The organism is Algihabitans sp. (assembly GCF_965226985.1).
In the GTDB taxonomy this organism is placed as follows: Bacteria; Pseudomonadota; Alphaproteobacteria; order Kiloniellales; family DSM-21159; genus Algihabitans.
On the sequence record NZ_OZ245712.1, the window covers coordinates 4,278,637 to 4,303,457 of the forward strand.

Sequence of the window (24,821 nt, forward strand, 5' to 3'; positions counted from 1 at the left end):
AATTTGGGGAAAACCAGAGAGGTCCGGGAAGCGCGTCAAAGCATGCGGGCCCTTGCCGTCGGGCTGGCTCTTCCGTCGTCGTTGCCGTGTCGGACATCACTCCGATGCAGGCGGTGCATCCAGGTCTTGGAGACTGCCGAGGTTCAGTCGCAGATCGGAGTCGGTGAGACCGAACGCCGCCTTGAGCTCCTGCATACGTTCATCCAAACGCATCAGAGTTTCGCCGAGACGCTCGATCTCGGCTTCGTTGAGGCGACCGGAGTCGACCCGGCGTAGGGCTTGACGCTCAAGAAGTTGACGGATCAGGTCGACGATGCTGAGAACAAGCTTGGTCAGGCCTCGGTCGACGGTATCCGGATCCAGGTCGACGCGGGAGGGCAGGTCGGCGATTTCCGGTGAACAGTCTCCGGCAACTTCGAACGTTTCGCTTTCCTTCGCCGCCCAGAGCACCTTGCTGCTCGGAGTCCAGTCGGTCATCGCGAGGCTTCCCGTTCGGCGAGCACGAGCAGATCGCGCTTTACGAAGGAGTATGGCGGCCAGGGACCGGACGCCAGAAGGGCCGGCATGTCCCCCTTCTTCTGTGCTGCCGAGACTTTCGCTTTAAAGGTGGAAATGGCGTTCCATGGAACAAGGTAAGCAAAACGAAGAGTGTCTCCCGGCTGTTCCGAAGACAGTGGGCGGCTGCAACGCGACAGCTGTCGCAGCTCTGCGTTCAAGCCTCCGACCTTAGCTTGCAGATCTTCCCGGCGGGTGAGGCGAAGGGTCTCTCTTCGGCGCAAGCCGTTTAGATAGTCTTGTCCGCTTCCGACCGCTTCTTTCGCTGCATCGCTGTCGGGTTCGCCATCCTCCTCTGCGGCCGGCATTACGGTCAGACCCAGCTCGACACAGCCGGTGACGCGGTCCAGATTGGCGAGAACCGCCGTTAGCCGCTTGCTAATGGCCAGGTCGATCGTCGCCAGGTCTGGCACAACGGTACCGAAGCGAAACGGCAAGGTCGGGCGGCGTGCCGACAGGCTCTCGATAACGGCCTCGTGTCGGCAGATCGATGCGAGATCGCAAGTGGGTGATGCCATCACGTCGCTTGCTGCAAAGGTGACATCACCACAAGGCATGGCTCGTACAACACGGTCGTCCAGTCCCGGCAGCTCGGGGAAAGGGAAGTAGTCCGTCTCACAAAGGGCGTAGAGGTAGATCACTTGTCTCTCCTGTCCGCTCGCCGAGCAGCCTCTCCATTGTGTCTGTCGAGGCAAGGACCGCCTTCAGCCCGAGATAGAGTAAATCGATGCCAGCCACGGAGATGACGGCATCGCCCCGCAGGACCACCCCCTTCGTCAGGGCGCGGTCCAGGAGTTCGGCCAGAACCATGCGCTGTACCGGTGCCGATGTCTCCAAGACGTCAGGCATGGCGATCACCGTCGCGGAGCGGAGCTCGGCCTACCGCCGTCCGCTCCATGTCGATCGTGGCGAAGTTGTACGGCGGCAGAGGACCCACGACGTCGAAGGAAAGGCCGGCCGTCGTATGACGTCGCGCGAGCTCGGCAATCACCTGCTTGAAACGAGTCTCTCCACCCCGCGGCACCAGGTAGGCCACGTTCGAAAGCAGCTCCTTTGCGGGCCTGTCGGATTCCTGAGACCGGATTGCTTGTATTCTTTCGGCTTGTGCTGATCGTGAAATGACCTTGTGAATTGCTCTCGCGCGTTCGCTGGCCGCACCTCCAGCCGCTTCTCTGGCCATCGTTTCCAGCTTGCGCTTCAGGAAGAAGGCCGTACCGGGGCTGACGGTCGAAGTGCGTCGGGCTAGCTGCGTCAGATGTGGCAAAGTGGCTTTGAGGTAGCTGCAGAAAACCCCATAGTCGACAAAGAGTTTGACGCCCCATTCGCGTCCGCCGCCGATGGCTGTGAAGGCGGCCTGCAGATCGGTGCGATGGTCGGCCAAAGCACGGAGCAGTGCGGTCTCGCCCGTGAAAAGCGTGCAGAACTTGAAGGGCAGAAGAGGTCCTGCAGGTAGCGAACTCAGCACCCGATGATGAGCGAGAGCGCGGGCCTGAACCCAGTCGTGGTCCTGGAATCTTTCCTTCAAGGCTTGTTCGGCGTAAACGCGGCGCGGCACCTTGCTGACCAGCGCCGCCAGACCGTCGAAAGGAATCAGATAGAGAGGGCGGTCTTGTTCCAAACCTTCTATCTTGAGGTAGCCCTCAGGCGTCTCCACCGGCAGGGGAACCACGCCGTAGAGGTAGAGAAGTGTGCTTTCTCTGCCCTGCTTCTTTCGTCGCGATCCAGCGGTCGTCTGAGCTCCGATCATGCGCTTGCCTCCCGCCGCGTTGCTTCGAGAGCGCCCTCGAAGTCGTCGCGCGTGACGACCGCCGGGCCTGCCGCATCTGGACTGAGCCGCCGACGGATCGCGCGAACCGCGGCATTGCGGCAGAGAGCTGCGAGGGCGGCGCCCGACCAGTTCGCGGCATTCCGCGACAGGGCGGAGAGGGAGACGTCGTTTGCGAGCGGCATACGGCCGGTATGAATTCGCAGGATCGCCTCGCGCTGGGCTTCATCGGGCAGCGGGAGCTCGATCAGACAGTCGAAACGTCCCGGCCGTATCAGGGCGGGGTCTAGGCGATCGACCCGGTTCGTGGCGGCGATGACGGTGATATCCTGAAGCTGCTCCATGCCGTCGAGTGCGACCAGGAACTGAGCCACCAGACGTTCGGAAACCGGATCCTCGCCCGAGCCGCGACGGGGAGCCAAGGCGTCGATCTCATCGATGAACATGACGCAAGGCCGTGCTTGCTTGGCTTTACGAAACAGCTCCCGCACGGCGCGTTCCGACTCGCCGACCCACATGCTGACCAGCTGCGGGCCTTGGACGGCTATGAAGTTCGCTTCGCATTCGCCGGCCAGGGCGCGGGCCAGCAACGTCTTGCCCCGGCCCGGTCCGCCATGGAGCAGGATACCGCGCGGTGGCCTTACGCCCATGCGAGTAAACAGCGGGCCGTGCGTCAAGGGCAGGACAGCCGCTTCGTGGAGCGTCTGTTTAACCTCGTCCAGGCCACCAACGTCACTCCAGCGTGTCTCGGAGATATCCGCCGCGATCTCGCGAAGGGCCGAGGGACCGACTTCGTTCAGGGCCTCGTCGAAGTCGCTGCGTTCGACACGAAGCTCGCTGACCTTGTCGACCGGCAGATCGCCTTCATCGAGATCGATGTCCGGTAACAGACGTCGAACGGCGGCCATGGCTGCCTCACGACAGAGCGCCGCCAGATCCGCGCCGACGAACCCGTGAGTCATCCCGGCCAGATCGTCAAGCGTAACGCCCTCGCCAAGAGGCATGCCGCGGCTGTGAATCTCGAGAATCTCCTGCCGCCCCTCGCGATCCGGAACACCTATTTCGGTTTCCCGATCGAAGCGGCCCGGTCGACGCAAGGCCGGGTCGATACTGTCCGGAATGTTGGTGGCAGCCGCGACGATCACCTGGCCGCGCGTATTCAGACCATCCATCAAGGCCAGTAACTGGGCGACCACGCGCCGCTCCATCTGACGATCGCTATTCATCTGCGTCCGGTTTGGAGCGATCGCATCGACCTCGTCGATGAAGATGAACGCTGGAGCGTGCTGCTTGGCTTCCTCGAAGATCTTGCGCAGATGGGCTTCGCTGGCGCCGTAGACCTTGTCGATGATTTCGGGTCCGTTGACGTGAATGAAATAGACGCCGGCTTCGTGCGCGACGGCGCGCGCGATCAGCGTCTTTCCGGTTCCGGGTGGGCCATAAAGCAACACACCTTTGGGCGGATCGATGCCAAGATGCTCGAAGACCTCGGGATGCTTCAGGGGAAGTTCGATGATCTCGCGGACACGCCGGACCTCCTTGTGGAGACCGCCGATATCTTCGTAGGTCACCGCACTGGTAGCTTCAGCGGTCCCCTCGCAGCGCACCTGGGTCGTTCGGTCGAAGATCACCTGACCAGGTGGGTCCGTTCGCTGTACGACAAAGGTGTGGGGCTGCGGACCGAAGGGGGTCACGCGCACACGGTTGCCGCGTTGAACGGGAATGCCGTCCAACAACTTGGTCAGGTAGCGCGAGGGGAGGTTGCGTCCCGACGACTCGACCGTCGCCAGCACGACGGAGCGCGCGCGGCGAGTCACCCCGCGACGTATGGTGACATGCTGATCCAGTCCGGTTCCCGCATTCGCGCGCAGGATGCCGTCGATCTGTATGAGGCGCTTTCCGCGTTGATCGGTATGCGTCGGCAGAACTCTGCAGAGTGCGGCCCGTTTACCCAGGACCTCGATGACGTCGCCGATTTCCAGACCCAGTTCACGCATGTCACGTGGATCCAGACGCGCGATGCCTCGCCCGGTATCTTTCGCCATCGCCTCGACAACGCGCAGACTGTCGCTGTAAGTCTCGACGGAACTCTCGGGAAGGGAAGTCTCAGTCGCCCGAGTCATCACCTGCTCTCCTTTTCAAGGTCTTCTGCGAGCTCGCTGGAATGGGTCAAGGTTTCCGGCCCGCTCGGCTGCTGTCCGGTGAGCTGCTCCAGGCGCTCGATTCGTTCGCGCAAGTCGCGGTTCTCCGTCTGCAACTGTTGCGCCCCGATAGAGAGGGCGGGATCGCTCTCCCACCAATTGATGCCGATCTCCCGTGCGCGATCGACGGAGGCGATCACGAGCCTCACCTTGATCGTCAATAGTTCGATCTCGACGAGAGAGACGGTGATGTCACCGGCGATAACCACGCCTCGGTCGAGCACGCGTTCCAGGATGTCGGCCAGGTTGGTTCCACCGGTGGCATATTGCATCGTCTCGCCGCCCCTCAGTCGTTGACCTGGCCGCGCAAGAATCTCCGAAGCCGCTTGTAAGTCTCCAGTTCTCCTTTTGCGTCAAGCACCGCTTCGTAGGTAGCGAGCACGTCGCTGGTCGTCGGTACACGACGGAGCTCGACGAGATTGACGTAGGCACGCCATCCGCCTTCGTATTCTTCCATTGCCGAAACCGTAGCGACGTCCAGGCCGGTGATCTCCTGGAGTTGCTGTTTAGCGCGTCGCGCTGCTTGGACGACGGTTAGAAGCGGCTTGGCCGGAGGAGCGGTTTCCGCTTCTGGCACGGACTGAGGTTGCGGCAGCGGCTGAGCCTCCGGCCCGCTTGGCGGGACGCCCGGCTCAGGTGCGGGGGCAACTTCGCCGGTCATGGCCGGTGCTTTTGGTGTCGGATCGATGCTCTGCTGTGGCAAAGTCGCATCCGGCGGCGTCGGAGTGGCCGTTGCCGTGGGGTCCGCCGTATCGATGGTATCTGTCATTGTCTTTCCCTATCTCCCTCGGCTTTCGCGAATTGCTTTGAGACGCTCCAGCAGGATCGTCTCTCCCTCTTCCAGTTCGGCTTCCGTGATCTGGTTCAGGTCGAAGCGGAGCTGGAGGTCCTCCATCTCTTGCTGAATCTTCTTCGGATCGAAGACTTCGGCTTCGACCTTCTCGGCCAGTTTGCCGGCGACCCACATGAACCCCTTGGCTGGTGCTGTGACGGGTCCGGTCAACAGGGTCTTGAGAAGGCCCACCGGAAGGTACTCCCCGCCAACCGCACTAGGCCTGTGGCGTCGGCATCAGATCGACGAAGTTATAGGGCGCGGTCGGCCCGACCAGCTTGAAGAGCAGCCGTTCGGCGTGGACCCCGTCCAGTTTCGCGATGGTCTCTTCCAGCGCTTCGATCTTTGAGCGGTCCAGCAGCAGGGCGACGTTGAGAACCATCTGCTCTCCCAGGGCATCGAGTCGTTTGATCCGGTGCGCCAAGGGTGCAATGTAGTTGAGAAGTTCCTCGGCTTCCCGGGACCGCTTTTCGGTGACCGCGGACTCCAGCAGCTCGCCAATCTTCACGCGTTCATAGTAGGACTCGTCTGGAGACCGCCCCATGAGTGCGTCGCGCAGTTGGGCGATGTCCGGTCGAACCGCGAGAACTTCGGCGTAGAGAACGCCTTCCATCCAGAAGACCTTCAAGCCCATTTCCGCGCGCCCTTCGAGTTCCGAGAGAACCGTTCGAATGGTGTCGCGTTGTGGCTTCAGAAGAGTCTCATTGACGGCGTCCGGCGTCGGCGCCACGCTGCCGAAACGAATCGGCACGATGGTGTGATCCGCCATGACGGTTTCGAGAACCCGCATATGTGCCGTCAAGTTCCGGCGCGTTCCGTCGTACTCGGCCTCTGGGGAGGCGCTGACCACGGCCGATAGGCCGTCGAAAGGCAGGCTGTAGACCTTATCGCCGGCTCCCCCGATGCCGTCTACGTCGAATGTGAGAGGTTCGTTCCCGGCGATGACGCAATAGAGATATTGGCCTTGATCCGAAACATTTGCATCGGAAGTTGGAGCGGTGCCGTTAGGTAGATGTGAAGCCATTGCTTGACCATTCCTATCCATAGGTGAAAGCTGAAGTCGGGCCCGAGCGGGTCGTGACCGCCGTCTCACAAGAACGGTCTATGCCGCTGTTTCCGGTGTGTCGGTCTCTGAAGTTGCGCTTGTCGATGCCGCTGTCGTCGAACGATCGCCACCCTTGCCCAAACGAACGTTCAACATGCCGTTGTTGCAGCTCTTTTCGATCGGTGTCGGGTCGACCGATGCCGGCAAAGCAAGATGTCGGCGGTAGCCGCGAACGCCCTTGGCCGTCAGCGTGAGGCTATATCCGTCGTCTGCGATCGAAACATCGACGTCCTCGATACCGCAGCCCGGTACCTCGGCGGCGACAACGATCTCGCTGTCCTCGTCGAAGACATCGACCAAGGGTTCCCGTAGACGCGTCTGCGGGGCCGATTCCCTGGAGCGCGCTGTGCTGTCGTCCGTTGCCGCTGCGGCGGCTTCACTGCAACTGCGCACACGCAAGCTGGCATCCAGGACACCCGGGCCTTCGCCCGCTGCGCCCGAGCCGCCGCCTAGCGGAACCCGAACGCTGCGTGAAAGCTCGGTCGTGCCCTGCTCCAAGGCTTGTCCCGCCATTTTCGCCAGCAGTGTAAGACCTTCAAGCAAAAGGCTGGACTGAGCGCTGCTACCACGCGGTGGCGGCATGCTGGATGGTGGTGATGGGCGATTCGCCATAACGTCATCTCCTTCTCTCGGACGATCCACGAAGGCCGCTTTCGTCCGTCTAGCTCGGTTGTTCTGTTTTGCCTGCCGCGGTCCGACTCCTAGGCTCCGTTGACATCGAAATGCCGGTCACGGCGTTGATGGCGTCGATCTGTGTGTTGAGTCTCTGCAGGCGAGCCAGTGTCGTTTGCTGTTGTTCGATCCAAACCCGGTTGAGACGCTCGAGCAGCAGCTTCTGATGATTGAGACGCGCCAGCTTGGTGATCAGTCTCCCGCGGTTTTTTGCCAGAAGCGGATCCGCGCGCTCGCTGGGCGTGATGATGTTGTGCATTCCGCGGGCTTTGGAGTAGTCGCTCATGCTGTGCCTCCGATTGCGGTGATCTCCGGTGTCTGGGTTCCGACCGGCAATTCACCGGATGTCGCCGTTCTTGCCGTCTCTTCGGCAAGGATCGGCCGAGGGGCGCCGTCGAAGTGGTGGCGCGCCAGTTCGGTCAGAAAGCGGATTCTGACCGCGTGAAGCGTCCGATCGCTTGCGTTCCCGCACCTGGCGTGAAGCACGTCGGCGCAGATCTGTCCGATCAAGGGGTTTCGCATTGTCAGCTCCAGAGCGCCGGCTTCCACGATCTTCGCGATCATGATCGATGCGCGCATGGTCGGCGTCTGGTCGTAGGCGCCGGAGCTGCGGTAGGCGCGCACGAAGTCGACGATCCTTTCTGCCACAGCACGAGATACGCCCGACCGCGCCAGGGTGATGTCGATCTCGGTTTCCCGGTCCTGATGATCCAGTTCTATCGTGATCATCCGGTCGGCTAGGGCGTCCTGCACCGTGTGGGTTCCGGCGTACTCGGTTGGGTTGCTGGTGAGAATGAGCGAAAAGTTCGGATGTACCTTCAGGTACTCTTCACGCTTGTTGTGCGCCGGTAGGATGAGAACGCGCTCCTCCAAGACACCTAGGAAGACGTTGTTCGCCGAAGCCGGGGAGCGGTTGAACTCGTCGTAGATGAAGGTGTGACCTTCGCGGCAGGCCACCGTCAGGCGATGATCCTGCCAGCCTTGGATTGCGTTCTCCTCTACCTTGGTGACAGAGTTCACGAAGTTATCCACGACACGGGTTGTCTGATAGCCTGACTTGGCGCCGACCAAATCGGCGGTCGTCATGTTCTTGTCCCCCACGACCATCGAGATCGGGCGGTTGAGCGAACTGCCGACATGCATCGCGATCGAGGTCTTGCCGCAGCCGGCTGGGCCGCGCAGATGAACCGGGATACCTGCACGCAGGTAGGCACGCATACGGTTGGCCAGTTCGGCCAGCCGGTCGTTCTCAATGAAGCCGGGCCGTGGTTGGTGTTGCGGTTTCTGCAGTGACTGCTGTGCCTTGGTCTGGCCGATGGCATTCATATCGCTCTCCTCAGGGGCGCCTCGTCTCGCACGGCTTTCAGCTGCGGTCCTGTCCCTGGGATGCTGTTTCTCGATGCGCCAGACCCTGAGGTCGACCTGCTGGGTCGGCGAGCGGCGACTGAACGACGTTCGGCTCCCTTGAATCGGATGAAGCGGATGACAGCAGAGTCTGTGCGACCCTGAGATCCTGGCGCGGATCAGATAGAGTGAGTGGAAGAGGGGCGCTGGAACGCACAGCCTGGCGCTGTCTGATCGCGGCCCAACCGGCACTCAACCTTGCGCGTTCGGCGCGATGTGTCGCAAGCGCGCTGGCTGTGGCGGCGCGGAGTTCGCTAAGTCCGCTCGAAAGTTTCGTTCGTGTCTTGGCGGCCCGTTCAGCACGCAGGTCGCCGAATTCGGTCAGAAGGCGTTGCGTGTCGTTTCGGCGTTGGGCGATTTGCTGACTTAAGCTAGCACGAAAAGCCGCTGTCCGCTGTTGTCGCTCGACGGCGAGGTCACCGGTTGTATCCTTGAGCGCACTGACTGTCTTTCGGACCTGATCGCGGAGTCTGTCGACATCGGCGTTCAGGTTCAGGAGCTGTGCGCGCATCTCATCCCGTATGCGCCGCCGCACGAAGCTACGTTGGTTCTTCAGATCCTGAAGTTCCGTGCGGGCGTGAGACAGTTGCGACTTTGCGGCGGCGCGCAGGTGCGCGACGGCACTGCGGCGTGCCGCCGATTCGACGGCTCGCACATCGGTATCGATCTCCCGCTTACGGGATGCGGCATCGATCGTCTGGATCAACTCGTGGAAGTCTCGATAGCTGGTCATCGCTTCAGGGTCCTTCAGAGTTGGCCGCTATTGGGTTTGTCTCGAGAAGATCCGTGCGACTGGTTCCGGCAGACGGAAGGGGGGAAGGGCCGCTGACAGGGGAGAGGCTAGCCCAACATCCGGTACCGGAGATCCAGTCGCACGGTCCTTTGCCGGCGCTAGAGGTAAGCCGGCTCGGGATTCGCGCCGATTCCCACGGCGACAGCCTCGGAGGCGTTGGACGTGAGTCCGATCGCCTCGGCGTATTTCAGGTAGGTGTCCACGCCCGCGACAACGACGCGGGCTTCGATCGCCAGAAGTTCGATACCCACCAATGAGACGCGAGCCCAGGCATCGACAACGATACCCTTGTCGAGAATGCGGTCGATCACCTCAGCAAGACTGTTCGAGGCAGCAGATTTCTCAATAGCCATGTGGTTTTCCTTTGTGTCGTGCGATTAGGAAGTCGCGTCAAACGGCAGAGGTAGAAGACCAGCAAATCAGTGGGAGTGATATTTGATGAGAATCTTTATCTTATCTCGGGTTATCCGTAAGGGGATGGCGCCCGTCGGAGGAACTTGGCGACTGGCCTTTCTCAAACGCTATGAGGATTGTGGGGGAGTGGACTGGCATTGCACCCCGGGCACTGCGAAACCCAAGTCGCCATGACCACCGAAGATCTTTGCCCCAGCTTGCGCATCATGCCTGCGCGATAGATCTCAATCGCCTTCGGGCTCACCTTTAGAACACGCGCAGTCTCTTTGTTGGACAGGCCCTGCAGGACAAGGTCGAGGACTTGGCGTTCGCGTCGAGACAGGGTTGAGATACGACCGTTACGGTCTCTGGCGGCCTGCTCGGCGGCGATCCTGTGCCGATCCTGGGTAATGAGCTGGAGAATGCGCGTTTGCAGCAGTTGGGGATCGAGCGGTGTCTCCAGAACGTCGTTGGCTCCCAAGCGCATCGCTTCGACAGCTGCGCGTGCGCTCGGTGCCTCGCCGAAGATCAGAACCGGAGCGTTCGGCCGCTTCCGCCGAAGCTTTGTGAGAACGTCGAGGCCGCCGGAGGGGGGAAGCAGTAAATCGACCAAGGTGCAACTGGCGACGTCGGGCCGGAAGAGGTCGAAGGCTTTTGTTCCGCAAGTTGTGCTGACACAGGCGATGTCCGCAGCACCTAAGGCCTCGCGAAGTTTTTCGGAGACTGTCTGTGGATCGCTGGCGGCGATCAGAACCTGAGCCTGGCTTTGGGACTTGGAGGTTTCAATCTGCATTCTGCTTTCCGTTTTGCAACTCAATGGAGATTTACCGTCTGTCGGCAAACGCGAGACGACGGTAACAGAATCAGATAAAGAGCGACCTGGCGGCGGAGGTGGCCATGTATTTATGGAAGTCAGAACAAGAGCGTATGGGGAGTAAGAAGCAATTTATTGAAATTTAATTACAATATTTTATGTAAATATCGATAGTTTTTTGAATTAATCCAAAAAATATTAGTTCATGGAACTTTTTACCTAGGATTGTGTTTTCGTTAGAAATCAAATAGTTGGATCGGGTGGTTGGAGTTATGGATCGCCGAAGCTTGCCTTACGGCGGCGATTTCGCTTGAAACCCTATATCTGAAAGGGTTGCATCTCAAAAAATTCAACCAATAATACCAATGATGTCCGAGAATTCACTACAGATTTTGGGGGCTTATTAAATGCATCATGCAATACATTTCGCAGAGCGAAATAAATCGTGGTCTCGGTCAAGTATTTTTGTAAAACAAAGGCTCTATGATCTTGATGGGGGGCGAAAGTACATCACCGCGTCGGAACGGGATGCGGCCCTGGCGGTCGCCCGTTCACGCCGTTCCGAGATCTACACGTTTTGCGCGACGCTTGCCTATTCTGGCTGTCGTCTGTCCGAGGCGCTGGAGCTGGACGTATCGCGCGTCGACTTTCAGCAGGACGGGCTCATCTTTCGCACTCTGAAAAGTCGGAGTGGTTGCCACTACCGGCTTGTGCCCGTACCCGAACGCCTATTGACGGACCTCGACCGCGTACACGCCATACGCCTGAGGCAGGGGGAGGCGCGCGAGACCAAACAGCCCCTCTGGAACTGGTCCAGGACGCACGCTTGGCGCCTGATCAAGAGCATTCTCAACGAGGCCGGCGTGCAAGGCGCGGCCGCAACACCGAAGGGTCTGAGGCACGGTTTCGGTGTCACGGCGGTGACCAAGGGCGTTCCCTTGAATCTCGTACAGCGATGGCTGGGTCACACACAGTTGGCCACCACCGCCATCTACGCGGATGCCCTGGGCGACGAGGAACGCCACATCAACACCCGGATGTGGAGTTGACCTTCTCCACCGCCATAACTCCTGACGTGCCTAGGGTCGATGAGTTTTGGCGATTCTGGCGGCCCCCGATAAACAGACTGCGCGGATGTTCCTAAGTTGCCGTTCTTCCTTGCCGCCGCGGATTCAGCAATTTCAGGCCTGCAAGTCCAGCCAAGCCGGTCAGGAAAAACCAGGCAGCAGCTGGAAGTGGTACCGGCGGCGGAGGTGAGCCGTCGTACTCAAGCCACTGGTAGGAGTTGTAGCCATAGAAAAACCCATTATCGCCATCCCATACGAAAGCTCCAGCGGAAGTCGGTCCGGAGATATCAAGTTCGGTCATGAGGGCTAAGTCTACAAAGGCCGTAAAATAAAATTGCTGACGGGAGTTAACGTCAGTGGGCATTGGGAGAATTTGAAAATTATAAATGTTCGGGCCGCCCCCGATTAAAACATCTCCGTCTTTTATGTAACTAGCGCTGTTAATCATTCCCATTGGGTCAGAATAGTCGAAAATTAACGTCTCTCCATAGTCAAGCTGGAAATTATTATTCGTATCAAATATCTGAAATTTAGCAGAAATTTTCGCCCCTATAACAGTGTCAACGATGTCAACTTTCTCTGCATAAGGGCCTCTGTATATTGTGCCTTCAAATATTACTTTGTTGAACTCAATATTTGCAGTGATCACACTCGCTTCCGATTGAGAAGAAACTCCGACAACAGCCAAACAAATTATGGCAATGAGACTTTTTCGAAACGGTCGCATATTGCCTACCTTCGCTTTGATTGGAGTCGACGCAGTGTGCAATTGTCTGCGCTGAAGCAATTCAACGCCCTATCTGATTATACAGGATTTCGCTAAAAATAATTATATAAAGTTGTCGTGGTGCGATGAAATGCAACTCCAGAAGACAGTTTCCGGTTCAGTAGGGCGACCGTGTTGGCGCGAGGCTTCGTTTGAAGCCTTCGAACGGAGATAGGAGGTAAGCGGGAGGGCCTGGTGCCGACGGCAGGATTTGAACCTGCGACCTACTGATTACGAATCAGTTGCTCTACCCCTGAGCTACGTCGGCGAAACCAACGCTGTAGACCAGCGTGCCGGTTCAAGAAAGAACCCAATCTTCCAAATCCCGCCCAGATACGCGGGGAGGCGCATAGGTAATGCAGCGGCTCTGTGCCGTCAATCCGCTGGCCATATCGCCACGTCGGAAGGCAGCTAGAGCGCGATCGTCTCAGGTGGATGCCAAACGCTTCCACCTGAGACGATCGCGCTCCGAACCTCATGATTAGAGTAGGATTCGCGCCATAGATGGGATCGCCGGAGCGATTCCATCTATGGCGATCCTGCTCTAGGCTGTCGGAGCTGGTGTGCGGCTTTCACCGACGACGACGGCTTGGCCTGTCACGATGGGAGATGGGGTATTTCCGTCGTCGTCCAGGCTCGTGTCCTCGAGTGGCTGGAGCGGGCACCGCCATGCAAGCGTGTCGAAACTGCCGCAGTGACTGCAATGCGCCGTCCAGTGTCGTGCCGCCGTGCCGCAGGCATCGCAGGTCCACATCGGCTCCAACTTCGCCTGCTCGGCCTTGCGGAGCCAATCGTGGGCGCTTTCCCGGTCGTTGTGTTCGCGCTGCTCCAGTTCGGCCATCAGTTGATAGACGCGGCGATCTGTCTGCTCGGCGATCGACCGCTGCAAGTATTTGCGGGCCTCCCCCCAGAGTTCCGCCTCCAGGGCCACGCGCGCGCGCGCCAAGCGGGACTCCAGATGGTCGGGAGTGGTTGCGGTCAACTTCTCGATCCGCTTGACCTGGGCGAGAGGTGGGGTGTCGGCCTGTAAAGCCAGATAGGCCTCAGCCAGCTCGGAATGAGGCTGGCGTTTCCAGGTCGCTTCCAGAAGTTTCGCACCCCGGCGCTCATGTCCCAGCTCGGCTTCCAAGCGTGCCTGCAGCACCGCGGCTGGTACGAGATCCGGCGCACTCTTCAGCGCCTCCTTCAGATCCGCGACTGCGGAGGCGGAATCCTTGGCACTCGCGGCTCTCTGGGCCCTGGCGGTGAGGACAACGGCTCGTTTCCGATAGGCCACCTCTCTCGGCCATACCGCGTAGCGGGCGGCCGACAAGGCCGCCTGCTCGGCGGTCTTGAGGTCGCCACGGCGCTGCGCGACCTCGAAGAGGTGATCGATGACCCAGGGAGTTTCCGGCCGCAACTCCTTGGCTTGGCGCAAGTAGTCCAAGGCTGCCGCATCGTCGCCATCGCGCAAGGCCTGCATCAACAGGCCGCGCAGACCCAGAAACCGCGTCTCCTCGGCCTCCAGCATCTTCTCGAAGTGTGCCCGAGCCCCTTGGGCTTCGCCCGAGAGCTGAGCCGCCTGCGCCGAGAGCAAGCGCGACAGAGGCTGGTCGTCCAGCAGCTTCTGGGCTTTTTTGGCCCAGCGTTTCGCCTCATGCGGATCGCCCGCCGCCACCGCGACCAAACCGTGGCTGAGCGCCCGGTAGCCACGGTTGCGCCGCTCCTGGCCCTGTTGGTTCCAGAAGTCCTTAGGCGCGCGCCGGAGCAGGCGCCAGCCGTAGTAGCCGATCGCCGTCAAGGCGCAAACAAAGATCAGAGCGAGAATCGCGACGGCGATCGAGGTGCGCAGCTGCCAACCGAGCCATTGAACAACGACCTCGCCGGGCGCCACGATCACCAGCAGATAGGCGAGCGCAATCGCAACGGCGACCAGGCCGAAGTAAACCAGTGCGCGGATCATCGACGGCCCTCCCTTCGTTACTCGCTTGCCGCAGATGGGCCTGTCGCCGGAGTCAGGCGTGCCAGAGTCCGGCGAGTCAGTTCAGTCAAGGCTTCTTCACCGGCCAAGCGCGCGGAGGCATCGGTGCTCCAGGTTTCGGCGATGGCCGCTGCTTGGCCTTGCAGACCCGACAAGGCCTCGACGGCGCCCGCCAAGTCGTCGTTGTCCAGCCGCGCCTCTGCACGCGCAATTCTCGCGCGTGCGCTGTCGCCTTCGACTTCGCCTACGGGACGGACGCTGACCGCTTCCGACACGCGCGACATCAGCCGGCCGCTCCAGCTGTCGTCGTAGCTGGCGGCGACCGCGCTGCGGGCCATCGGCTCGAAACGGACGGCAAGCTCGTCGCGTGTCGGTACGCCGCGACCCGCGTAGGTGTCCAGCGGGGTGAGAACCTCCAGCAGAGGATCGCCGGCGGGAATCAAACCGCGGACGGCCTGTAGCTCCGTCTCGAAGGGGGCGGAGAAGCGCAGGGCGTCGCGCAGCTGCCCCAAGGCCAGGGCCAATCCGCTGTCGCCGGCGCTGGCGCTCAGAGCCTGCTGGGCTTGCCCTTGAACTTCTTGCAGATCCTCTTGGAGCGAGGAGAGCTCGCTTTGCAGCTCAGACAGAGCGGCTGAGTCGGCCAGCGCGGAGTCTGCCGCGGCGCTGGCGGCGTTAGCGGCCGTGATACCTGTTTCCGTCACTGTGCCGCGCAGGTCCTCAAGGTCCGCCGTCATCTGGCTGATCCGATCCTCCAGTCGGCTTACATCTGCGGGTGAGACGCCTGCCGGGGACGGTTGCCCGCCTGCTGTCGTGGTTGCCCCCCAATTTGTCTGCACCTGCGCTGTCAGCTCGCCCAGTCTGCGCTCCAGCTCCGTGATCGCAGCGGCACCAGTCTCCCCATCAGGGAGCCCAGCCAGATCCTCGGCGATACCGTCGAGCCGATCCGACAGCCGGTCCAGACGGGCCGGATCGACTGCCGGCGGTGCCGCTTCCAGACGGGCGACGCGGTCGTTCAGGCCGGTCACGTCCGTCTGCAAGCTCGCGCTTGGGTCTGCCGGCAGGAAAGGTTCCCAGTAGTCGCGCGTGTAAACGGCGGCGATGGCACCTCCGGCAAAAAGAACGATCGCCAAACCCAGGCCGAGCACCAAACCGCCCCCACGCGACGCGGTGGCTGGGGCGGGTCCGTGGTCTCGGTATTCCCGGTGGTGCGCCTCTTCTTCGTCGTCCCGAGAGTCTTCCGCAGGATCGCCTTGCCGCCTGCTCGTACTCGTTACGTCTGGATCGCTCCGATCCTGACGCTCCGCTGCCCGAGTCGTTCCGGACAAGGGACCGACGGTACCCGGCGTGGCCGCCGTTTCGTGGGCGGCTGGTGTGTCGCGACTGCTTGCCGGTTCTGTCCAAGGATTGACCGTAGCCGGTGCTGCGGCCTGGTTGGACTGGCTCGCTGCCTGTGTTGTCGTCAGGTCGATGTCGTCGATCTCGATGCCATGTGCCTTGGCAGCCGCGCGCAGATCTTCGTGGCGTGTTTCCGGAATGTGGCCGCGCGCTTTCCAGCCCTGAACGGTCGAGACCGCCACGCCCAGCTTGGTCGCCGTCGGGCGCAGGCCGCCGAAGCGTGCGATGACCTGCTCGGCGGCCGAGGCGGGCGTCGACGATGCCGAAGCCTTTGTCACGGCGGAGCCGCTTCCGGCTGCTGCCGCTGCCGCTTGCGGCTTCCCCTCGACGGAAGCTGCGGAAGTGGTTCGATCCGGCGTTATCCCATGGCTCGCGTCATTGGCGTTGCCAGAGCTTCCGTCCGATTTCTCGGCTGTCTTCTGCGTCTTCTCGCTTTTGGTCGCATCCTTGCCGGGCGTTTCGCCGTCCTGCGCCATGCTTGCGTCCTCTTGCGCTGTCTGCTGGGTCTCGGCAAGTGCCGCCAGTAAGGCCGCTTGAGTCGGGTGTGCGGCAACCCGTACGTTTGCCCATGTTACGGCTCCTGCTTCAGCCGCAATGGCAGGACTAAGGCAAAAGGCTAGCAGATTCTCTGTGGAGTGCTCCAGTCCGGACGCCCGTACGAGCTGAACAAAGCTGGCGGCTGTACGTGGCGAGAAAAAGACCGCACCGTCGATCTCTCCTGTTTCCAAGGCCGTACGCGCCGCATCGGGCAGACGATCTACCGACTTTGCCTCGTAGAGAACTGCGCGGCGAACCTCATAACCCCGGCGGCTCAACTGTTTGCCAAGATCGCCGGCCATGTGAACGCCCGTCACCTGCAGAAGCGGGCTGGCCTCGTTTTCGCGAGTCGAGGCGATCAGCTCAACGAGCTTGTCGACATCTCCGTCCGCTGACTGCACGTCTGTGAAGCCGGCCGCCCGCGCCTCCGCCGCTGTCCGGCTCCCGACGACGTAGCTCGGCAGACCACGCTCCGAACTGTTTTCGGCGAAGGCGCGTACACCGTTCAGGCTGGTGAAGACAAGGGCGCCGATGCCTTCCAGGTCCGGCGTTTCTTGGCGGGTCTCGATGGTCAGCAGCGGGGCTAGGATCGATGTGTGCCCAAGGGCTTTCAGATCTTCGGCAAAGCGATCGGCCTCGTCGCGCGGGCGCGTGACCAGCAGACGCATCAGAAGAGGTCGGCCAGCCGCTCGAAGAAGCCCTCTCCGGCGGACTTTCGCAGCTCTGCGCCGGCGTCGCGCGCCAGATGAAGGCTGTCGGACAGCGGGCCTTCGCGCTCGCTGCGCCAGGCGGCTGAGCCGTCCGGTTCTGCGACCAGGGCCCGGAATTGCAGCCGGTCGCCTTCGGTCACCTCGGCTAAGGCCGCGATCGGCGTACGGCAGGAGCCTTCCAAGACCTCGAGGCAAGCACGCTCGGCGGAGACCCTTGCTTCCGTTTGCGGATCGTTCAGTGCGCGTGTGTATTTGTACGTACGCTCATCGTCCGCACGCAGTTCCAGCCCGACGGCTCCTTGTCCTACGGCCGGCAGCATTTCCTCGGTCGAAAGGCGTGTCTGGATCGTCGCGCTGCGTCCCAGGCGGTTGAGACCGGCGACCGCGAGAAGTGTGGCGTCCACCTCGCCGGCCTCCAGCTTGCGCAGCCGTGTTTCGACGTTGCCACGGATCAGTCCGACCTTCAGATCCGGCCTGATCAGAAGGAGTTGTGCCTGACGGCGCAGAGATGCGCTGCCGACACGGGCGCCCTTGGGGAGGGTCGCGACCGAGTCTGCGTGCGGTGAAAAGAAAGCATCGCGCACGTCTTCGCGGGGTAGGTAGGCGGCCAGGGCCAAGCCATCAGGTAGCCAAGTCGGGACGTCTTTCATGGAGTGCACGGCGGCGTCGATCTCTCCGGCCGCCAGAGCCCCTTCGATTTCCTTGGTGAAGAGGCCCTTGCCGCCGATCTCCGCCAGCGGCCGATCGGTGACGCGATCGCCTGTCGTCTTGATCTCGACGACCTCCACCGCTCCTTCCTCGGCCAATTCGGGATGGACGGCGATCAGGCGGCGTCGAACCTCGGTGGCCTGGGCCAGTGCGAGCGGGCTGCCTCGGGTTCCGAGGCGGATCCTTGGGGCTGTCGTGGTCATGGCACCGCAAGGGTTACGCAGCCTTTGCGAGTATTGCAAGCGACCCTGGAGCGATGTCGCACGATCTGACGTTTTCGCTGGGCCGACGTTTTCGCCGGGCCGACGTTTTCGCCGGGATGACCAAGCGGACTTGGGGTGAGGCCGGCTTAGCGGGCTTGCCGGATCGCTCTTTCGGCCTTGACGAGGCGCTGCTCCAGATAGCTGGTGATCCTGACGCCTTGCGTTTCGGCGAAGCAATCCCGATAGACCAGTTGGTGCGGGTCGCCGCCCTGACAGGTTTGGCCCGCCAGATTGTCGCTCTCTAGACTGAGTAACTGAACTCCGGGAACAGCCTCCAGGAAGGCGAGATCCTGCGGGCGATTGTAGGGGTCGTCGACGACGGCCATGACCAGAGCCTGAAGCCGTTCGGCTTCGCCGAGATGGTCGACCATCTCCTGGCGCACTCTGCTCCAACTTGCCGTGCGCCTGTCGCGCGGTCCCGTGAAGGCCGGTGCGAAGGCAACCACGGCATTGATCCCGGCCGGGTCGTCGCGCTGCAGCAGAAGCGCGGCCCAGCCGCCCGCCGAATGGCCCGCAAGAAACAGGTGCTCTGCCGGCAAACCCGCCGCACGAAAGGCGCGGACGAGCGCGCGAAGGTCGTCACGCCGACCGATGACCTTGGGGGTGCCGACATAGCGGTCTTTGCGGAAGCTGCCGAGCTTCGTGTCGCTGCAGAAGCCGAAGACGGCAAGGGTCCTACCCGCGATCGACTGGCCCGCTAGATCTCGCAGAATCTTGGGCGTGGTTCCGACCCGAGGCTCCAGCGGCCGACAGTTGTCGGCTCTGCCCTCGGTGGAGCTTCCGGGGAGGAAGACGATCACTGCCGTCGACTGCGGGTCGGCTAGAGCGAGCGGGTCGTCGGCGACCAGCGCGGGTGCAGGCGACAACCAGGCGCCGTTGCCCCCTGGGACTTGGGCGAGGCCGGATTGGGCGTCGGCCGCTCCGCCCTCGCCCGGATCCTGGACGGCCACCGTCAGGAAGAGCGCCAGAGCGCAAGCAAGCCCGCGCTTGCCAAAGGCGGTCCGACTTGCCCATGTAAGCGGCATGCTGGTCCTTGGTCTGGAGTCTTCCTGCGACGAGACGGCGGTCGCGTTGGTCAACGACGCGGGCGACATCCGTGCGAACATCGTGCTGTCGCAACTTGCGGAACATCGTCCCTACGGCGGCGTCGTTCCCGAGATCGCCGCGCGCAGCCATCTGGACCACCTGGACGGCCTCATCGTCAAGGCGTTGCGCGAAGCCGCCGTCGGCTTCGACGATCTCCAGGGTGTCGCCGCCACCCTTGGGCCTGGGCTGATCGGCGGCGTCCTGGTGGCTGCCATGACCGGCAAGGCGATCGCCGCGGCGCGCGGTCTACCCTTCGTGGCGGTCAACCATCTTGAGGGCCATGCCCTGACGGCGCGTCTGACCGACCGTCTGGACTTCCCTTACCTGCTGTTGCTGGTCTCCGGGGGGCATTGCCAGTTGCTCGCCGTCGAAGGAGTCGGGCGCTACCGCCGTTATGGCGGTACTATCGACGATGCGGTTGGCGAGGCCTTCGACAAGACGGCCAAGCTGCTTGGGCTCGGCTACCCTGGCGGTCCTGCGGTCGAGCGCGCGGCGGAGACCGGAGACCCGGCCCGCTTCCCCTTGCCGCGTCCCTTGAAGGGCCGTCCTGGCTGCGACTTTTCCTTCTCCGGACTGAAGACGGCGGTGCGGCAGCAGGTGGAGCGACTGGTGGAGTTGTCGCCACAAGACCGCGCCGATCTTGCGGCCAGCTTTCAGGCTTCGGTGGCCGAGGTGATGATCGATCGCAGCCGCAACGCTCTGGTGCGGTTTCGCCAGGATACGGGCCGGCCGGGGCCTCTGGTCGTGGCTGGTGGCGTGGCAGCCAATCGCGCTCTGCGCCACGCGTTGACGGACCTCACCGAGAGCGAAGGAACCGAATTGGTGGCGCCTCCGCCGAAGCTCTGTACCGACAATGCCGCGATGATCGCCTGGGCCGGGCTGGAGCGCCTGCGTCTCGGGCAGCGCGATGCTCTGGACGCCCCTGCGCGGCCGCGCTGGCCGCTGGAAGAGCTGCAGAGGCCGGACAACCCTCTGGAGATGACAGCATGACAGAGCCGCTCCAGCAGGGCGATACGCGGCAGGCCGCTGGGAAAAAAGCGCAGGTTCAGCTTCGACTGCTCTTTCCGACCCCGATCGCCTTGTTCCAGCTCCCAGACGCGGGGCCGCTGAATGCCGATCTGAAGAGGGTTGTGCTAGAGCGAGAGCGGACGCATGCCGGCAGCGTCCACTCCAATCTCGGCGGCTGGCAGTCGAGTTGGGATTTCGCCGACTGGGGCGGCAAAGCGGCTGCGGCTTTGCTGAACGGCGCCAAGCGGTTGGCCGAAGACCTGACCTGCGACCGTCAGGGGGCCAAGGTGCGTCCCGACTGGCAGGTCAACGCCTGGGCGAATGTCAATCGCAGCGGCCACGGGAACGAGTTTCACACGCACCCTGGCTGCTTTTGGTCCGGCGTCTACTACGTGGACGACGGGGGAATTGCGGCCGATCCCTCGCTTGGCGGCGAGTTCGAGATCCAGGATCCGCGGGGCGTGGCCCCGGCCATGTATGCGCCGCGCCTGACCGTGGCGGCGACCGGCGGTGCTGCGATGGGTGCCAGCGAAACGATCAGCCCTCGCGCCGGCCTGATGGTGATGTTTCCCTCCTGGCTCAGCCATGCCGTGCGCCCCTATTTCGGATCGGCGACGCGCATCTCCATTGCCTTCAATCTTAGTCTTTAGGTCGGGCTTCAAAGAACGAACCGCAGTGAAGAGGCTCGGGCCGCTCCGCGTTTGCTGGCCCCATCGTAAGTTTTACAGTGCGATTCGCGTGTTTGATGGAAGCGGTTTCGCTTCCATCAAACACGATCGCGCTCTAGGCTTCGGATGGCAAAAACGATGAAACGTTGGTGGAGGCGGAAACGATGCTGTTTGCGCTTGTCTGTACAGACAAGCCGGGAACGACCGAGGTTCGTAAGGACAGTCGTCCCCGGCACCTCCAGTTCCTGGAGCGGCACTCGGATCAGCTGGTCTATGCGGGGCCGTTGATCGGCGAGGACGGCGATACGCCAGCCGGCAGCTTGATCATCCTCGATGTACCGGATCGAGCTGCTGCCGAAGCCTTCGCTCAGCAGGACCCCTACGCCGAAGCCGGGCTGTTTCAGTCCGTCAGCATCAAGCCGACGCGGCGCGTCTATCCCAAAATTTAGAAGCCTAGGCCTCGCTCGCAGGCTGCGAGGCCGGGTTGCGGAACACAAGTCATCTCCCGCTGGGGTTCACCAGCCCATTGTGCCGGGCGCTCCCTTGAAGGGCCCCACGACTCGGCTTGTAATCCAGCCGCCGTAGAAGTCGCCGTCCTGGGACTGGACCCTTTCGCCGCCGACACGGCATTCGTCGACCCGGCTGGCATAGAAGCAGTAGTGCTTCTTCAAGGCTTCGAAGGGTCGCCAAGGCGAAGGATAGGACCAGGCCGCACGTTCCGAGACGCGTCCCGAAACAGTCAGCGTCCAATAGGCGGCCTCACCCTTGAATTCGCACAGTGAGCGGCCCGGCGCCGCTTGCAGCAGCTTTGTCCGGACGTCTTCCGGTGGGAAGTAGTAGGTGGGGGGATGGCTCGTCTCGAGCACGCGGAAGCCACGGGTGGTGTCGGCTACCGTGACTCCATTGAAGATGACTTCCAGCCTGTCCGATACCGGTTCGAGCCGGGGGGGACGGGGATAGTCCCAAACCGATTCCTGACCGGGATTTGGTTCGAGCCGTTGCACAGCAGCCTTCTCCCTTGGACTTGCCCGCCGATTGATCTCGGGCCTGGTGGGAACACATTAGCGACATGACACGACGCAAAGATCATCACGGGCCTTATCGACGGGCCGTCATCACTGGTGCGTCCAGCGGTATCGGAGAGGCTTTCGCGAAAGCTCTGCCCGACCGGACCGATCTGCTGCTCACCGGCCGAAACGACACTGCGTTGGGGGAGTTGGCCGATGCGCTGAAGAAGACGGGACGCCATGTCGAGAGGCTGGTGGCCGATCTGTCCGAAGACAAGGGCCGCGACTCTTTGGTCCAGGCCGCTCAGGCCTTCGCGCCGGACCTGCTGATCAACAATGCCGGGCTCGGTGCCTTCGGTCGGGCGGTTGAGAACGAACCGCTGACCGAGCGGGCGATGATCGAAGTCAACGTGGTCGCGCCGGCGGTGATCACCCGCGCCCTTTTGCCCGAGATGTTGCAGCGGGCTCGTGAGGAGGGGCGACGGGCCGGTTTGGTGGTGGTCGCCTCGACTGCTGCCTTTCAACCCTTGCCGTATCTGGCGACCTATGCGGCGACCAAGGCCTTCGACTACTTCTACGCTCAGGGACTGGCGAGCGAGTTGGAGTACGAACCGATCGACGTGCTGACTGTCTGCCCAGGTCCCACCAAGACCCGTTTCTTCGAGAGGGCGGGGGGGCGTCGCCAGCCTGCCGGTTCACCGATGAGTTCGGCGAAGGACGTCGCGGACCAGGCGTTGCGGGCGCTGGGTCGACAGAACGTGGTGACGATCGGGGCGAGCAATCGCGCCTATCGCGGGATCGCGAAACTGCTGCCTGAACGCATTCTACGCGGACCGACCCGCCGAGCTTTGCGCGAGAGCTTCAAAGGGAGATAGTTGGCTATGCCGGAGACGAAAGCAGCGGAGAGAGGCATGTCCAACGTTGCGCGAGCAGCCTACGCTCTGGGGCAGACCGCAAGGGTCGGTGTGTATTTTGGGCAGTACGCGCTCTCGGCCCGTCTGACCCGGCCGATCAAACCGAAGCGACCCATCGAGGGGCCCTTTGCCGGGCAGGACGAGATCCTTGCCGATCTGCGTGGGCTGCTGCAGCGCGACTGGGAGAACATCGACGCCGGTCTCTACCGCATGCCCCACGATCTGCTGGAGGAACCCGTTGGGGCTCTTCGCCGTGCGTCTCGCTACTTTCGCGATCTGCGCTCGGTCGAGCGGCGGCGGCATAGCGGCGGGCACGATGAGGTTTTGAATCAGGCCGATCGGGCGCGTTACCCGCGCTACTATCTGCAAAACTTCCATTTTCAGTCCGATGGCTGGCTTTCTCCGGACTCGGCTGCAATCTACGATCATCAGGTCGAAGTGCTCTTCACCGGCGGTGCCGATGCCATGCGCCGTCAGGCTCTGGTGCCGTTGGGTTCTTTCCTCCACGACCGTCGTTCGGCCGAAACCCGAATGATCGATATCGCCTGCGGAACCGGCCGTTTCCTGACTTTCGTCAAGGACAACTATCCGCGGCTTCAAGTTACGGCCCTTGATCTCAGTCCGGATTATCTCGCTCAGACCGCGCAGAACCTGCGACGCTGGCGCGGGGTGGAGACACTGCAGGCGGCAGCCGAAGCGACCGGTCTGCCGGACGCCAGCTACGATCTCGCGAGCTGCATCTTTCTGTTTCACGAGCTTCCGCCAAAGGTGCGGCCGCAGGTCGCCGAAGAGATCGCCCGCATCCTCAAGCCCGGCGGGCGACTGCTGTTCGTGGATTCGATCCAGAAGGGCGACCAGCCGTCCTACGACGGTCTACTGGACTACTTCCCCGTTGCCTTTCACGAACCCTACTACAGCAGCTACGTCGAAACCGATCTGGAGTCTCTCTTCGGCGAGGTCGGTTTGAAGACGCTATCGGTTGAGCGTGCTTACTTCTCGCGCGTCATGGTGCTGGAAAAGGCCGCTTGAGACGATCTTGCCTTAACCGGCTGTCTCGGCTTCGATCCAGGGATAGCTTTGGCTGAACGGCCGGTCGAGACTCAGCTCCACCATCCAGGCGGCGATGCGCGCGCAATCGAACAACTCGTGCGCCCGGCGCCGGCCGGCTTTTGCGATCCGCTGCCGCTGTTCCCTATCCGCCGATAATCGCCGGACTGTTTCGATCACGTCGTCGGCGCCGTCGAACCACGCGACCTCCTGCTCGGTGAAGAAGCGCTCGAAGCCCTTGCCGCGCTTCACGAAGGTCAACAGGCCATTCCCCAGGTAATGCGACATGCGATCCGAGGCGTAGAGCGGATTTTCGTCCTCCCGGTCGAGGGAGAGGCCCATCGCCGACTGCGCCAGCGCATCGAGATACCCCTGTCCGAACAGTGAGGGCTTGCCGACCGCTGAGCCGAAGAACCCAAGTTTCAGGTCGCCGAGTTCGCTTTGCAGTCGGCGTAGCAGCGCAGGCCGCCGGTCCGTCTGGTCTCGGATGGCCTGACCCGCGAAAAAGAGATCGTAGTGCGGGTTGGCCGCCTCGAAGGCGCGGCCCCGGTCGAGGCTCGGGTCGACCGGATTGGGCATGAAGGCGAGTTTCGTCCGGCCGCTGGGATCCCTCAGGCCCGAAACGCTCGACGTGAGGAACAGAGTGTCGACAACCCCCAGACGCCGCTCAACCTTCTTGCGGTTTCCACCCATGTTGAGGCTGTCGACATTGCGATAGGCGATCCGGACGTCCGGTAGGCTCTCCCGTAGCGCCTGCAGCACCTCGTTCGAGACCATCTCGCAGTTTGAGAGCACGAGGAGATCGGGCCGGTAGTCGCGGCAGACCGCTAGCAGTTTGCCGTCGACCTTGCGCGCGCCGAAGGCTCGGCTGCGGAAAGGATTGGCGTAGCGGGCGAAGTCGCGGTCGTTCAGGACGTAGACCATGTGACCGCACCTGGTGAAGCCGTTCACCAGCCGCTGCGGTATCAAGTAGAACTTCTGATGCCCGAAGAAGCCCTGGATGTTTCCAACGTACAGAATCTTGATGGGGGACTGCATCTCAGTCATCCCAGATCCGGTTCGAGTCCGGCAGCCCCTGCGGAAAACGCCATCTTTGGTTCATGGGGCGATGTTCTATTGCGCTTCCGCACGAAGATCAAAGCAGGGCGCTG

The 24,821-nt window shown here is 62.1% G+C and carries 28 protein-coding genes and 1 tRNA gene; 6 read left to right on the plus strand and 23 right to left on the minus strand.

From position 1 onward, the window contains the following. Positions 1 to 96: 96 nt before the first annotated feature. The 15 genes from ACO054_RS19635 to ACO054_RS19705 all read right to left on the minus strand — a co-directional run bounded on the left by ACO054_RS19635 (position 97) and on the right by ACO054_RS19705 (position 10,513). Entirely contained in the window at positions 97 to 477 is a 381-nt protein-coding gene (locus ACO054_RS19635; protein ID WP_421708279.1) for a gas vesicle protein K, read from the minus strand. Continuing rightward, positions 474 to 1,196 (minus strand): GvpL/GvpF family gas vesicle protein, encoded by a 723-nt coding sequence (locus ACO054_RS19640; protein WP_421708280.1) that lies wholly within the window; start codon positions 1,194 to 1,196, stop codon positions 474 to 476. The genes ACO054_RS19635 and ACO054_RS19640 overlap by 4 nt, the downstream gene beginning before the upstream one ends. Further along, a complete protein-coding gene (locus ACO054_RS19645) occupies positions 1,171 to 1,404 on the minus strand; it encodes a gas vesicle protein (protein ID WP_421708281.1) in 234 nt (77 codons plus the stop codon). Before ACO054_RS19645 ends, ACO054_RS19640 begins: the two co-directional genes overlap by 26 nt. Beyond that, positions 1,397 to 2,302: a GvpL/GvpF family gas vesicle protein gene (locus tag ACO054_RS19650; RefSeq protein WP_421708282.1), complete on the minus strand. Its 906-nt coding sequence runs from the start codon at positions 2,300 to 2,302 to the stop codon at positions 1,397 to 1,399. Before ACO054_RS19650 ends, ACO054_RS19645 begins: the two co-directional genes overlap by 8 nt. Continuing rightward, positions 2,299 to 4,443, minus strand: a complete 2,145-nt coding sequence (locus tag ACO054_RS19655) for a CDC48 family AAA ATPase (RefSeq protein WP_421708283.1) — start codon at positions 4,441 to 4,443, stop codon at positions 2,299 to 2,301. Before ACO054_RS19655 ends, ACO054_RS19650 begins: the two co-directional genes overlap by 4 nt. Then, the gene (locus ACO054_RS19660) at positions 4,443 to 4,793 is read right to left on the minus strand and encodes a gas vesicle protein (protein ID WP_421708284.1); all 351 of its coding nucleotides are present in this window, start codon (positions 4,791 to 4,793) and stop codon (positions 4,443 to 4,445) included. The genes ACO054_RS19655 and ACO054_RS19660 overlap by 1 nt, the downstream gene beginning before the upstream one ends. A 14-nt stretch (positions 4,794 to 4,807) precedes the next feature. Continuing rightward, positions 4,808 to 5,290 carry a gas vesicle protein GvpO gene (gvpO, locus tag ACO054_RS19665; protein ID WP_421708285.1) on the minus strand — a complete coding sequence of 161 codons (483 nt, stop codon included), beginning with the start codon at positions 5,288 to 5,290 and terminating at the stop codon, positions 4,808 to 4,810. A 9-nt stretch (positions 5,291 to 5,299) separates the two neighbouring features. Next, positions 5,300 to 5,545 (minus strand): gas vesicle protein GvpG, encoded by a 246-nt coding sequence (locus ACO054_RS19670; protein WP_421708286.1) that lies wholly within the window; start codon positions 5,543 to 5,545, stop codon positions 5,300 to 5,302. 25 nt (positions 5,546 to 5,570) lie between these two features. Further along, a complete protein-coding gene (locus ACO054_RS19675) occupies positions 5,571 to 6,377 on the minus strand; it encodes a GvpL/GvpF family gas vesicle protein (RefSeq protein WP_421708287.1) in 807 nt (268 codons plus the stop codon). 78 nt (positions 6,378 to 6,455) lie between these two features. Next, complete coding sequence (locus ACO054_RS19680; protein ID WP_421708288.1) at positions 6,456 to 6,971, minus strand: Hsp20/alpha crystallin family protein; 516 nt, start codon at positions 6,969 to 6,971, stop codon at positions 6,456 to 6,458. Between the two features lie 148 nt (positions 6,972 to 7,119). Further along, positions 7,120 to 7,416 (minus strand): hypothetical protein, encoded by a 297-nt coding sequence (locus ACO054_RS19685; RefSeq protein ID WP_421708289.1) that lies wholly within the window; start codon positions 7,414 to 7,416, stop codon positions 7,120 to 7,122. Then, positions 7,413 to 8,456, minus strand: a complete 1,044-nt coding sequence (gene gvpN / locus ACO054_RS19690; protein WP_421708290.1) for a gas vesicle protein GvpN — start codon at positions 8,454 to 8,456, stop codon at positions 7,413 to 7,415. Before gvpN ends, ACO054_RS19685 begins: the two co-directional genes overlap by 4 nt. Before the next feature lie 37 nt (positions 8,457 to 8,493). Next, positions 8,494 to 9,240 (minus strand): hypothetical protein, encoded by a 747-nt coding sequence (locus ACO054_RS19695; protein ID WP_421708291.1) that lies wholly within the window; start codon positions 9,238 to 9,240, stop codon positions 8,494 to 8,496. Positions 9,241 to 9,425: 185 nt separating this feature from the next. Next, positions 9,426 to 9,680: a gas vesicle structural protein GvpA gene (gene gvpA / locus ACO054_RS19700; protein WP_421708292.1), complete on the minus strand. Its 255-nt coding sequence runs from the start codon at positions 9,678 to 9,680 to the stop codon at positions 9,426 to 9,428. A 161-nt stretch (positions 9,681 to 9,841) separates the two neighbouring features. After that, positions 9,842 to 10,513: a response regulator transcription factor gene (locus ACO054_RS19705; protein WP_421708293.1), complete on the minus strand. Its 672-nt coding sequence runs from the start codon at positions 10,511 to 10,513 to the stop codon at positions 9,842 to 9,844. 428 nt (positions 10,514 to 10,941) lie between these two features. Here ACO054_RS19705 and ACO054_RS19710 point away from each other — a divergent pair, with 428 nt between their 5' ends. Then, positions 10,942 to 11,583 (plus strand): tyrosine-type recombinase/integrase, encoded by a 642-nt coding sequence (locus ACO054_RS19710; RefSeq protein ID WP_421708294.1) that lies wholly within the window; start codon positions 10,942 to 10,944, stop codon positions 11,581 to 11,583. A gap of 91 nt (positions 11,584 to 11,674) precedes the next feature. Here ACO054_RS19710 and ACO054_RS19715 read toward each other — a convergent pair whose 3' ends face one another. From ACO054_RS19715 to ACO054_RS19740, 6 genes are all read right to left on the minus strand, one after another. Further along, a complete protein-coding gene (locus ACO054_RS19715) occupies positions 11,675 to 12,250 on the minus strand; it encodes a VPLPA-CTERM sorting domain-containing protein (RefSeq protein ID WP_421708295.1) in 576 nt (191 codons plus the stop codon). Positions 12,251 to 12,560: 310 nt separating this feature from the next. After that, a tRNA-Thr gene (locus ACO054_RS19720) sits at positions 12,561 to 12,635 on the minus strand. A gap of 276 nt (positions 12,636 to 12,911) precedes the next feature. Continuing rightward, positions 12,912 to 14,309 (minus strand): heme biosynthesis protein HemY, encoded by a 1,398-nt coding sequence (locus ACO054_RS19725; RefSeq protein ID WP_421708296.1) that lies wholly within the window; start codon positions 14,307 to 14,309, stop codon positions 12,912 to 12,914. Positions 14,310 to 14,326: 17 nt separating this feature from the next. Next, the gene (locus tag ACO054_RS19730; RefSeq protein WP_421708297.1) at positions 14,327 to 16,927 is read right to left on the minus strand and encodes a uroporphyrinogen-III synthase; all 2,601 of its coding nucleotides are present in this window, start codon (positions 16,925 to 16,927) and stop codon (positions 14,327 to 14,329) included. Further along, entirely contained in the window at positions 16,927 to 17,880 is a 954-nt protein-coding gene (gene hemC / locus ACO054_RS19735) for a hydroxymethylbilane synthase (RefSeq protein ID WP_421708298.1), read from the minus strand. Before hemC ends, ACO054_RS19730 begins: the two co-directional genes overlap by 1 nt. A 146-nt stretch (positions 17,881 to 18,026) precedes the next feature. Then, on the minus strand, positions 18,027 to 18,965 hold the full coding sequence (locus tag ACO054_RS19740; RefSeq protein ID WP_421708299.1) for a serine aminopeptidase domain-containing protein: 939 nt from the start codon (positions 18,963 to 18,965) through the stop codon (positions 18,027 to 18,029). On the opposite strand from ACO054_RS19740, the gene tsaD reads away from it, so the two are divergent. From tsaD to ACO054_RS19755, 3 genes are all read left to right on the plus strand, one after another. Next, positions 18,964 to 20,016, plus strand: a complete 1,053-nt coding sequence (gene tsaD / locus ACO054_RS19745; RefSeq protein ID WP_421708300.1) for a tRNA (adenosine(37)-N6)-threonylcarbamoyltransferase complex transferase subunit TsaD — start codon at positions 18,964 to 18,966, stop codon at positions 20,014 to 20,016. The genes ACO054_RS19740 and tsaD overlap by 2 nt on opposite strands. Further along, positions 20,013 to 20,684 carry a TIGR02466 family protein gene (locus ACO054_RS19750; protein ID WP_421708301.1) on the plus strand — a complete coding sequence of 224 codons (672 nt, stop codon included), beginning with the start codon at positions 20,013 to 20,015 and terminating at the stop codon, positions 20,682 to 20,684. Before tsaD ends, ACO054_RS19750 begins: the two co-directional genes overlap by 4 nt. Positions 20,685 to 20,866: 182 nt before the next feature. Then, positions 20,867 to 21,151: a YciI family protein gene (locus tag ACO054_RS19755; RefSeq protein ID WP_421708302.1), complete on the plus strand. Its 285-nt coding sequence runs from the start codon at positions 20,867 to 20,869 to the stop codon at positions 21,149 to 21,151. A 66-nt stretch (positions 21,152 to 21,217) separates the two neighbouring features. Here the strand turns inward: ACO054_RS19755 and ACO054_RS19760 are convergent, their stop codons facing one another. Continuing rightward, on the minus strand, positions 21,218 to 21,706 hold the full coding sequence (locus ACO054_RS19760) for a DUF427 domain-containing protein (RefSeq protein ID WP_421708303.1): 489 nt from the start codon (positions 21,704 to 21,706) through the stop codon (positions 21,218 to 21,220). 65 nt (positions 21,707 to 21,771) lie between these two features. Between ACO054_RS19760 and ACO054_RS19765 the strand changes: the two genes are divergently transcribed. Beyond that, positions 21,772 to 22,584: an SDR family NAD(P)-dependent oxidoreductase gene (locus tag ACO054_RS19765; RefSeq protein ID WP_421708304.1), complete on the plus strand. Its 813-nt coding sequence runs from the start codon at positions 21,772 to 21,774 to the stop codon at positions 22,582 to 22,584. Positions 22,585 to 22,590: 6 nt separating this feature from the next. After that, entirely contained in the window at positions 22,591 to 23,652 is a 1,062-nt protein-coding gene (locus ACO054_RS19770; RefSeq protein WP_421708305.1) for a class I SAM-dependent methyltransferase, read from the plus strand. 12 nt (positions 23,653 to 23,664) lie between these two features. On the opposite strand, the gene ACO054_RS19775 is transcribed toward ACO054_RS19770, so the two are convergent. Next, positions 23,665 to 24,708 carry a glycosyltransferase family protein gene (locus ACO054_RS19775; protein ID WP_421708306.1) on the minus strand — a complete coding sequence of 348 codons (1,044 nt, stop codon included), beginning with the start codon at positions 24,706 to 24,708 and terminating at the stop codon, positions 23,665 to 23,667. Between the last annotated feature and the right edge of the window lie 113 nt (positions 24,709 to 24,821).

Bases quoted from the DNA above. Each gene is read 5' to 3' on its own strand.
- ACO054_RS19635 (WP_421708279.1), bottom strand. From the start codon at position 477: ATGACCGACTGGACTCCGAGCAGCAAGGTGCTCTGGGCGGCGAAGGAA.
- ACO054_RS19645 (WP_421708281.1), bottom strand. From the start codon at position 1,404: ATGCCTGACGTCTTGGAGACATCGGCACCGGTACAGCGCATGGTTCTG.
- ACO054_RS19650 (WP_421708282.1), bottom strand. From the start codon at position 2,302: ATGATCGGAGCTCAGACGACCGCTGGATCGCGACGAAAGAAGCAGGGC.
- ACO054_RS19655 (WP_421708283.1), bottom strand. From the start codon at position 4,443: ATGACTCGGGCGACTGAGACTTCCCTTCCCGAGAGTTCCGTCGAGACT.
- ACO054_RS19660 (WP_421708284.1), bottom strand. From the start codon at position 4,793: ATGCAATATGCCACCGGTGGAACCAACCTGGCCGACATCCTGGAACGC.
- gvpO (WP_421708285.1), bottom strand. From the start codon at position 5,290: ATGACAGATACCATCGATACGGCGGACCCCACGGCAACGGCCACTCCG.
- ACO054_RS19675 (WP_421708287.1), bottom strand. From the start codon at position 6,377: ATGGCTTCACATCTACCTAACGGCACCGCTCCAACTTCCGATGCAAAT.
- ACO054_RS19680 (WP_421708288.1), bottom strand. From the start codon at position 6,971: ATGGCGGGACAAGCCTTGGAGCAGGGCACGACCGAGCTTTCACGCAGC.
- ACO054_RS19685 (WP_421708289.1), bottom strand. From the start codon at position 7,416: ATGAGCGACTACTCCAAAGCCCGCGGAATGCACAACATCATCACGCCC.
- gvpN (WP_421708290.1), bottom strand. From the start codon at position 8,456: ATGAATGCCATCGGCCAGACCAAGGCACAGCAGTCACTGCAGAAACCG.
- gvpA (WP_421708292.1), bottom strand. From the start codon at position 9,680: ATGGCTATTGAGAAATCTGCTGCCTCGAACAGTCTTGCTGAGGTGATC.
- ACO054_RS19705 (WP_421708293.1), bottom strand. From the start codon at position 10,513: ATGCAGATTGAAACCTCCAAGTCCCAAAGCCAGGCTCAGGTTCTGATC.
- ACO054_RS19710 (WP_421708294.1), top strand. From the start codon at position 10,942: ATGCATCATGCAATACATTTCGCAGAGCGAAATAAATCGTGGTCTCGG.
- ACO054_RS19725 (WP_421708296.1), bottom strand. From the start codon at position 14,309: ATGATCCGCGCACTGGTTTACTTCGGCCTGGTCGCCGTTGCGATTGCG.
- ACO054_RS19730 (WP_421708297.1), bottom strand. From the start codon at position 16,927: ATGCGTCTGCTGGTCACGCGCCCGCGCGACGAGGCCGATCGCTTTGCC.
- hemC (WP_421708298.1), bottom strand. From the start codon at position 17,880: ATGACCACGACAGCCCCAAGGATCCGCCTCGGAACCCGAGGCAGCCCG.
- tsaD (WP_421708300.1), top strand. From the start codon at position 18,964: ATGCTGGTCCTTGGTCTGGAGTCTTCCTGCGACGAGACGGCGGTCGCG.
- ACO054_RS19740 (WP_421708299.1), bottom strand. From the start codon at position 18,965: ATGCCGCTTACATGGGCAAGTCGGACCGCCTTTGGCAAGCGCGGGCTT.
- ACO054_RS19750 (WP_421708301.1), top strand. From the start codon at position 20,013: ATGACAGAGCCGCTCCAGCAGGGCGATACGCGGCAGGCCGCTGGGAAA.
- ACO054_RS19755 (WP_421708302.1), top strand. From the start codon at position 20,867: ATGCTGTTTGCGCTTGTCTGTACAGACAAGCCGGGAACGACCGAGGTT.
- ACO054_RS19765 (WP_421708304.1), top strand. From the start codon at position 21,772: ATGACACGACGCAAAGATCATCACGGGCCTTATCGACGGGCCGTCATC.
- ACO054_RS19770 (WP_421708305.1), top strand. From the start codon at position 22,591: ATGCCGGAGACGAAAGCAGCGGAGAGAGGCATGTCCAACGTTGCGCGA.
- ACO054_RS19775 (WP_421708306.1), bottom strand. From the start codon at position 24,708: ATGCAGTCCCCCATCAAGATTCTGTACGTTGGAAACATCCAGGGCTTC.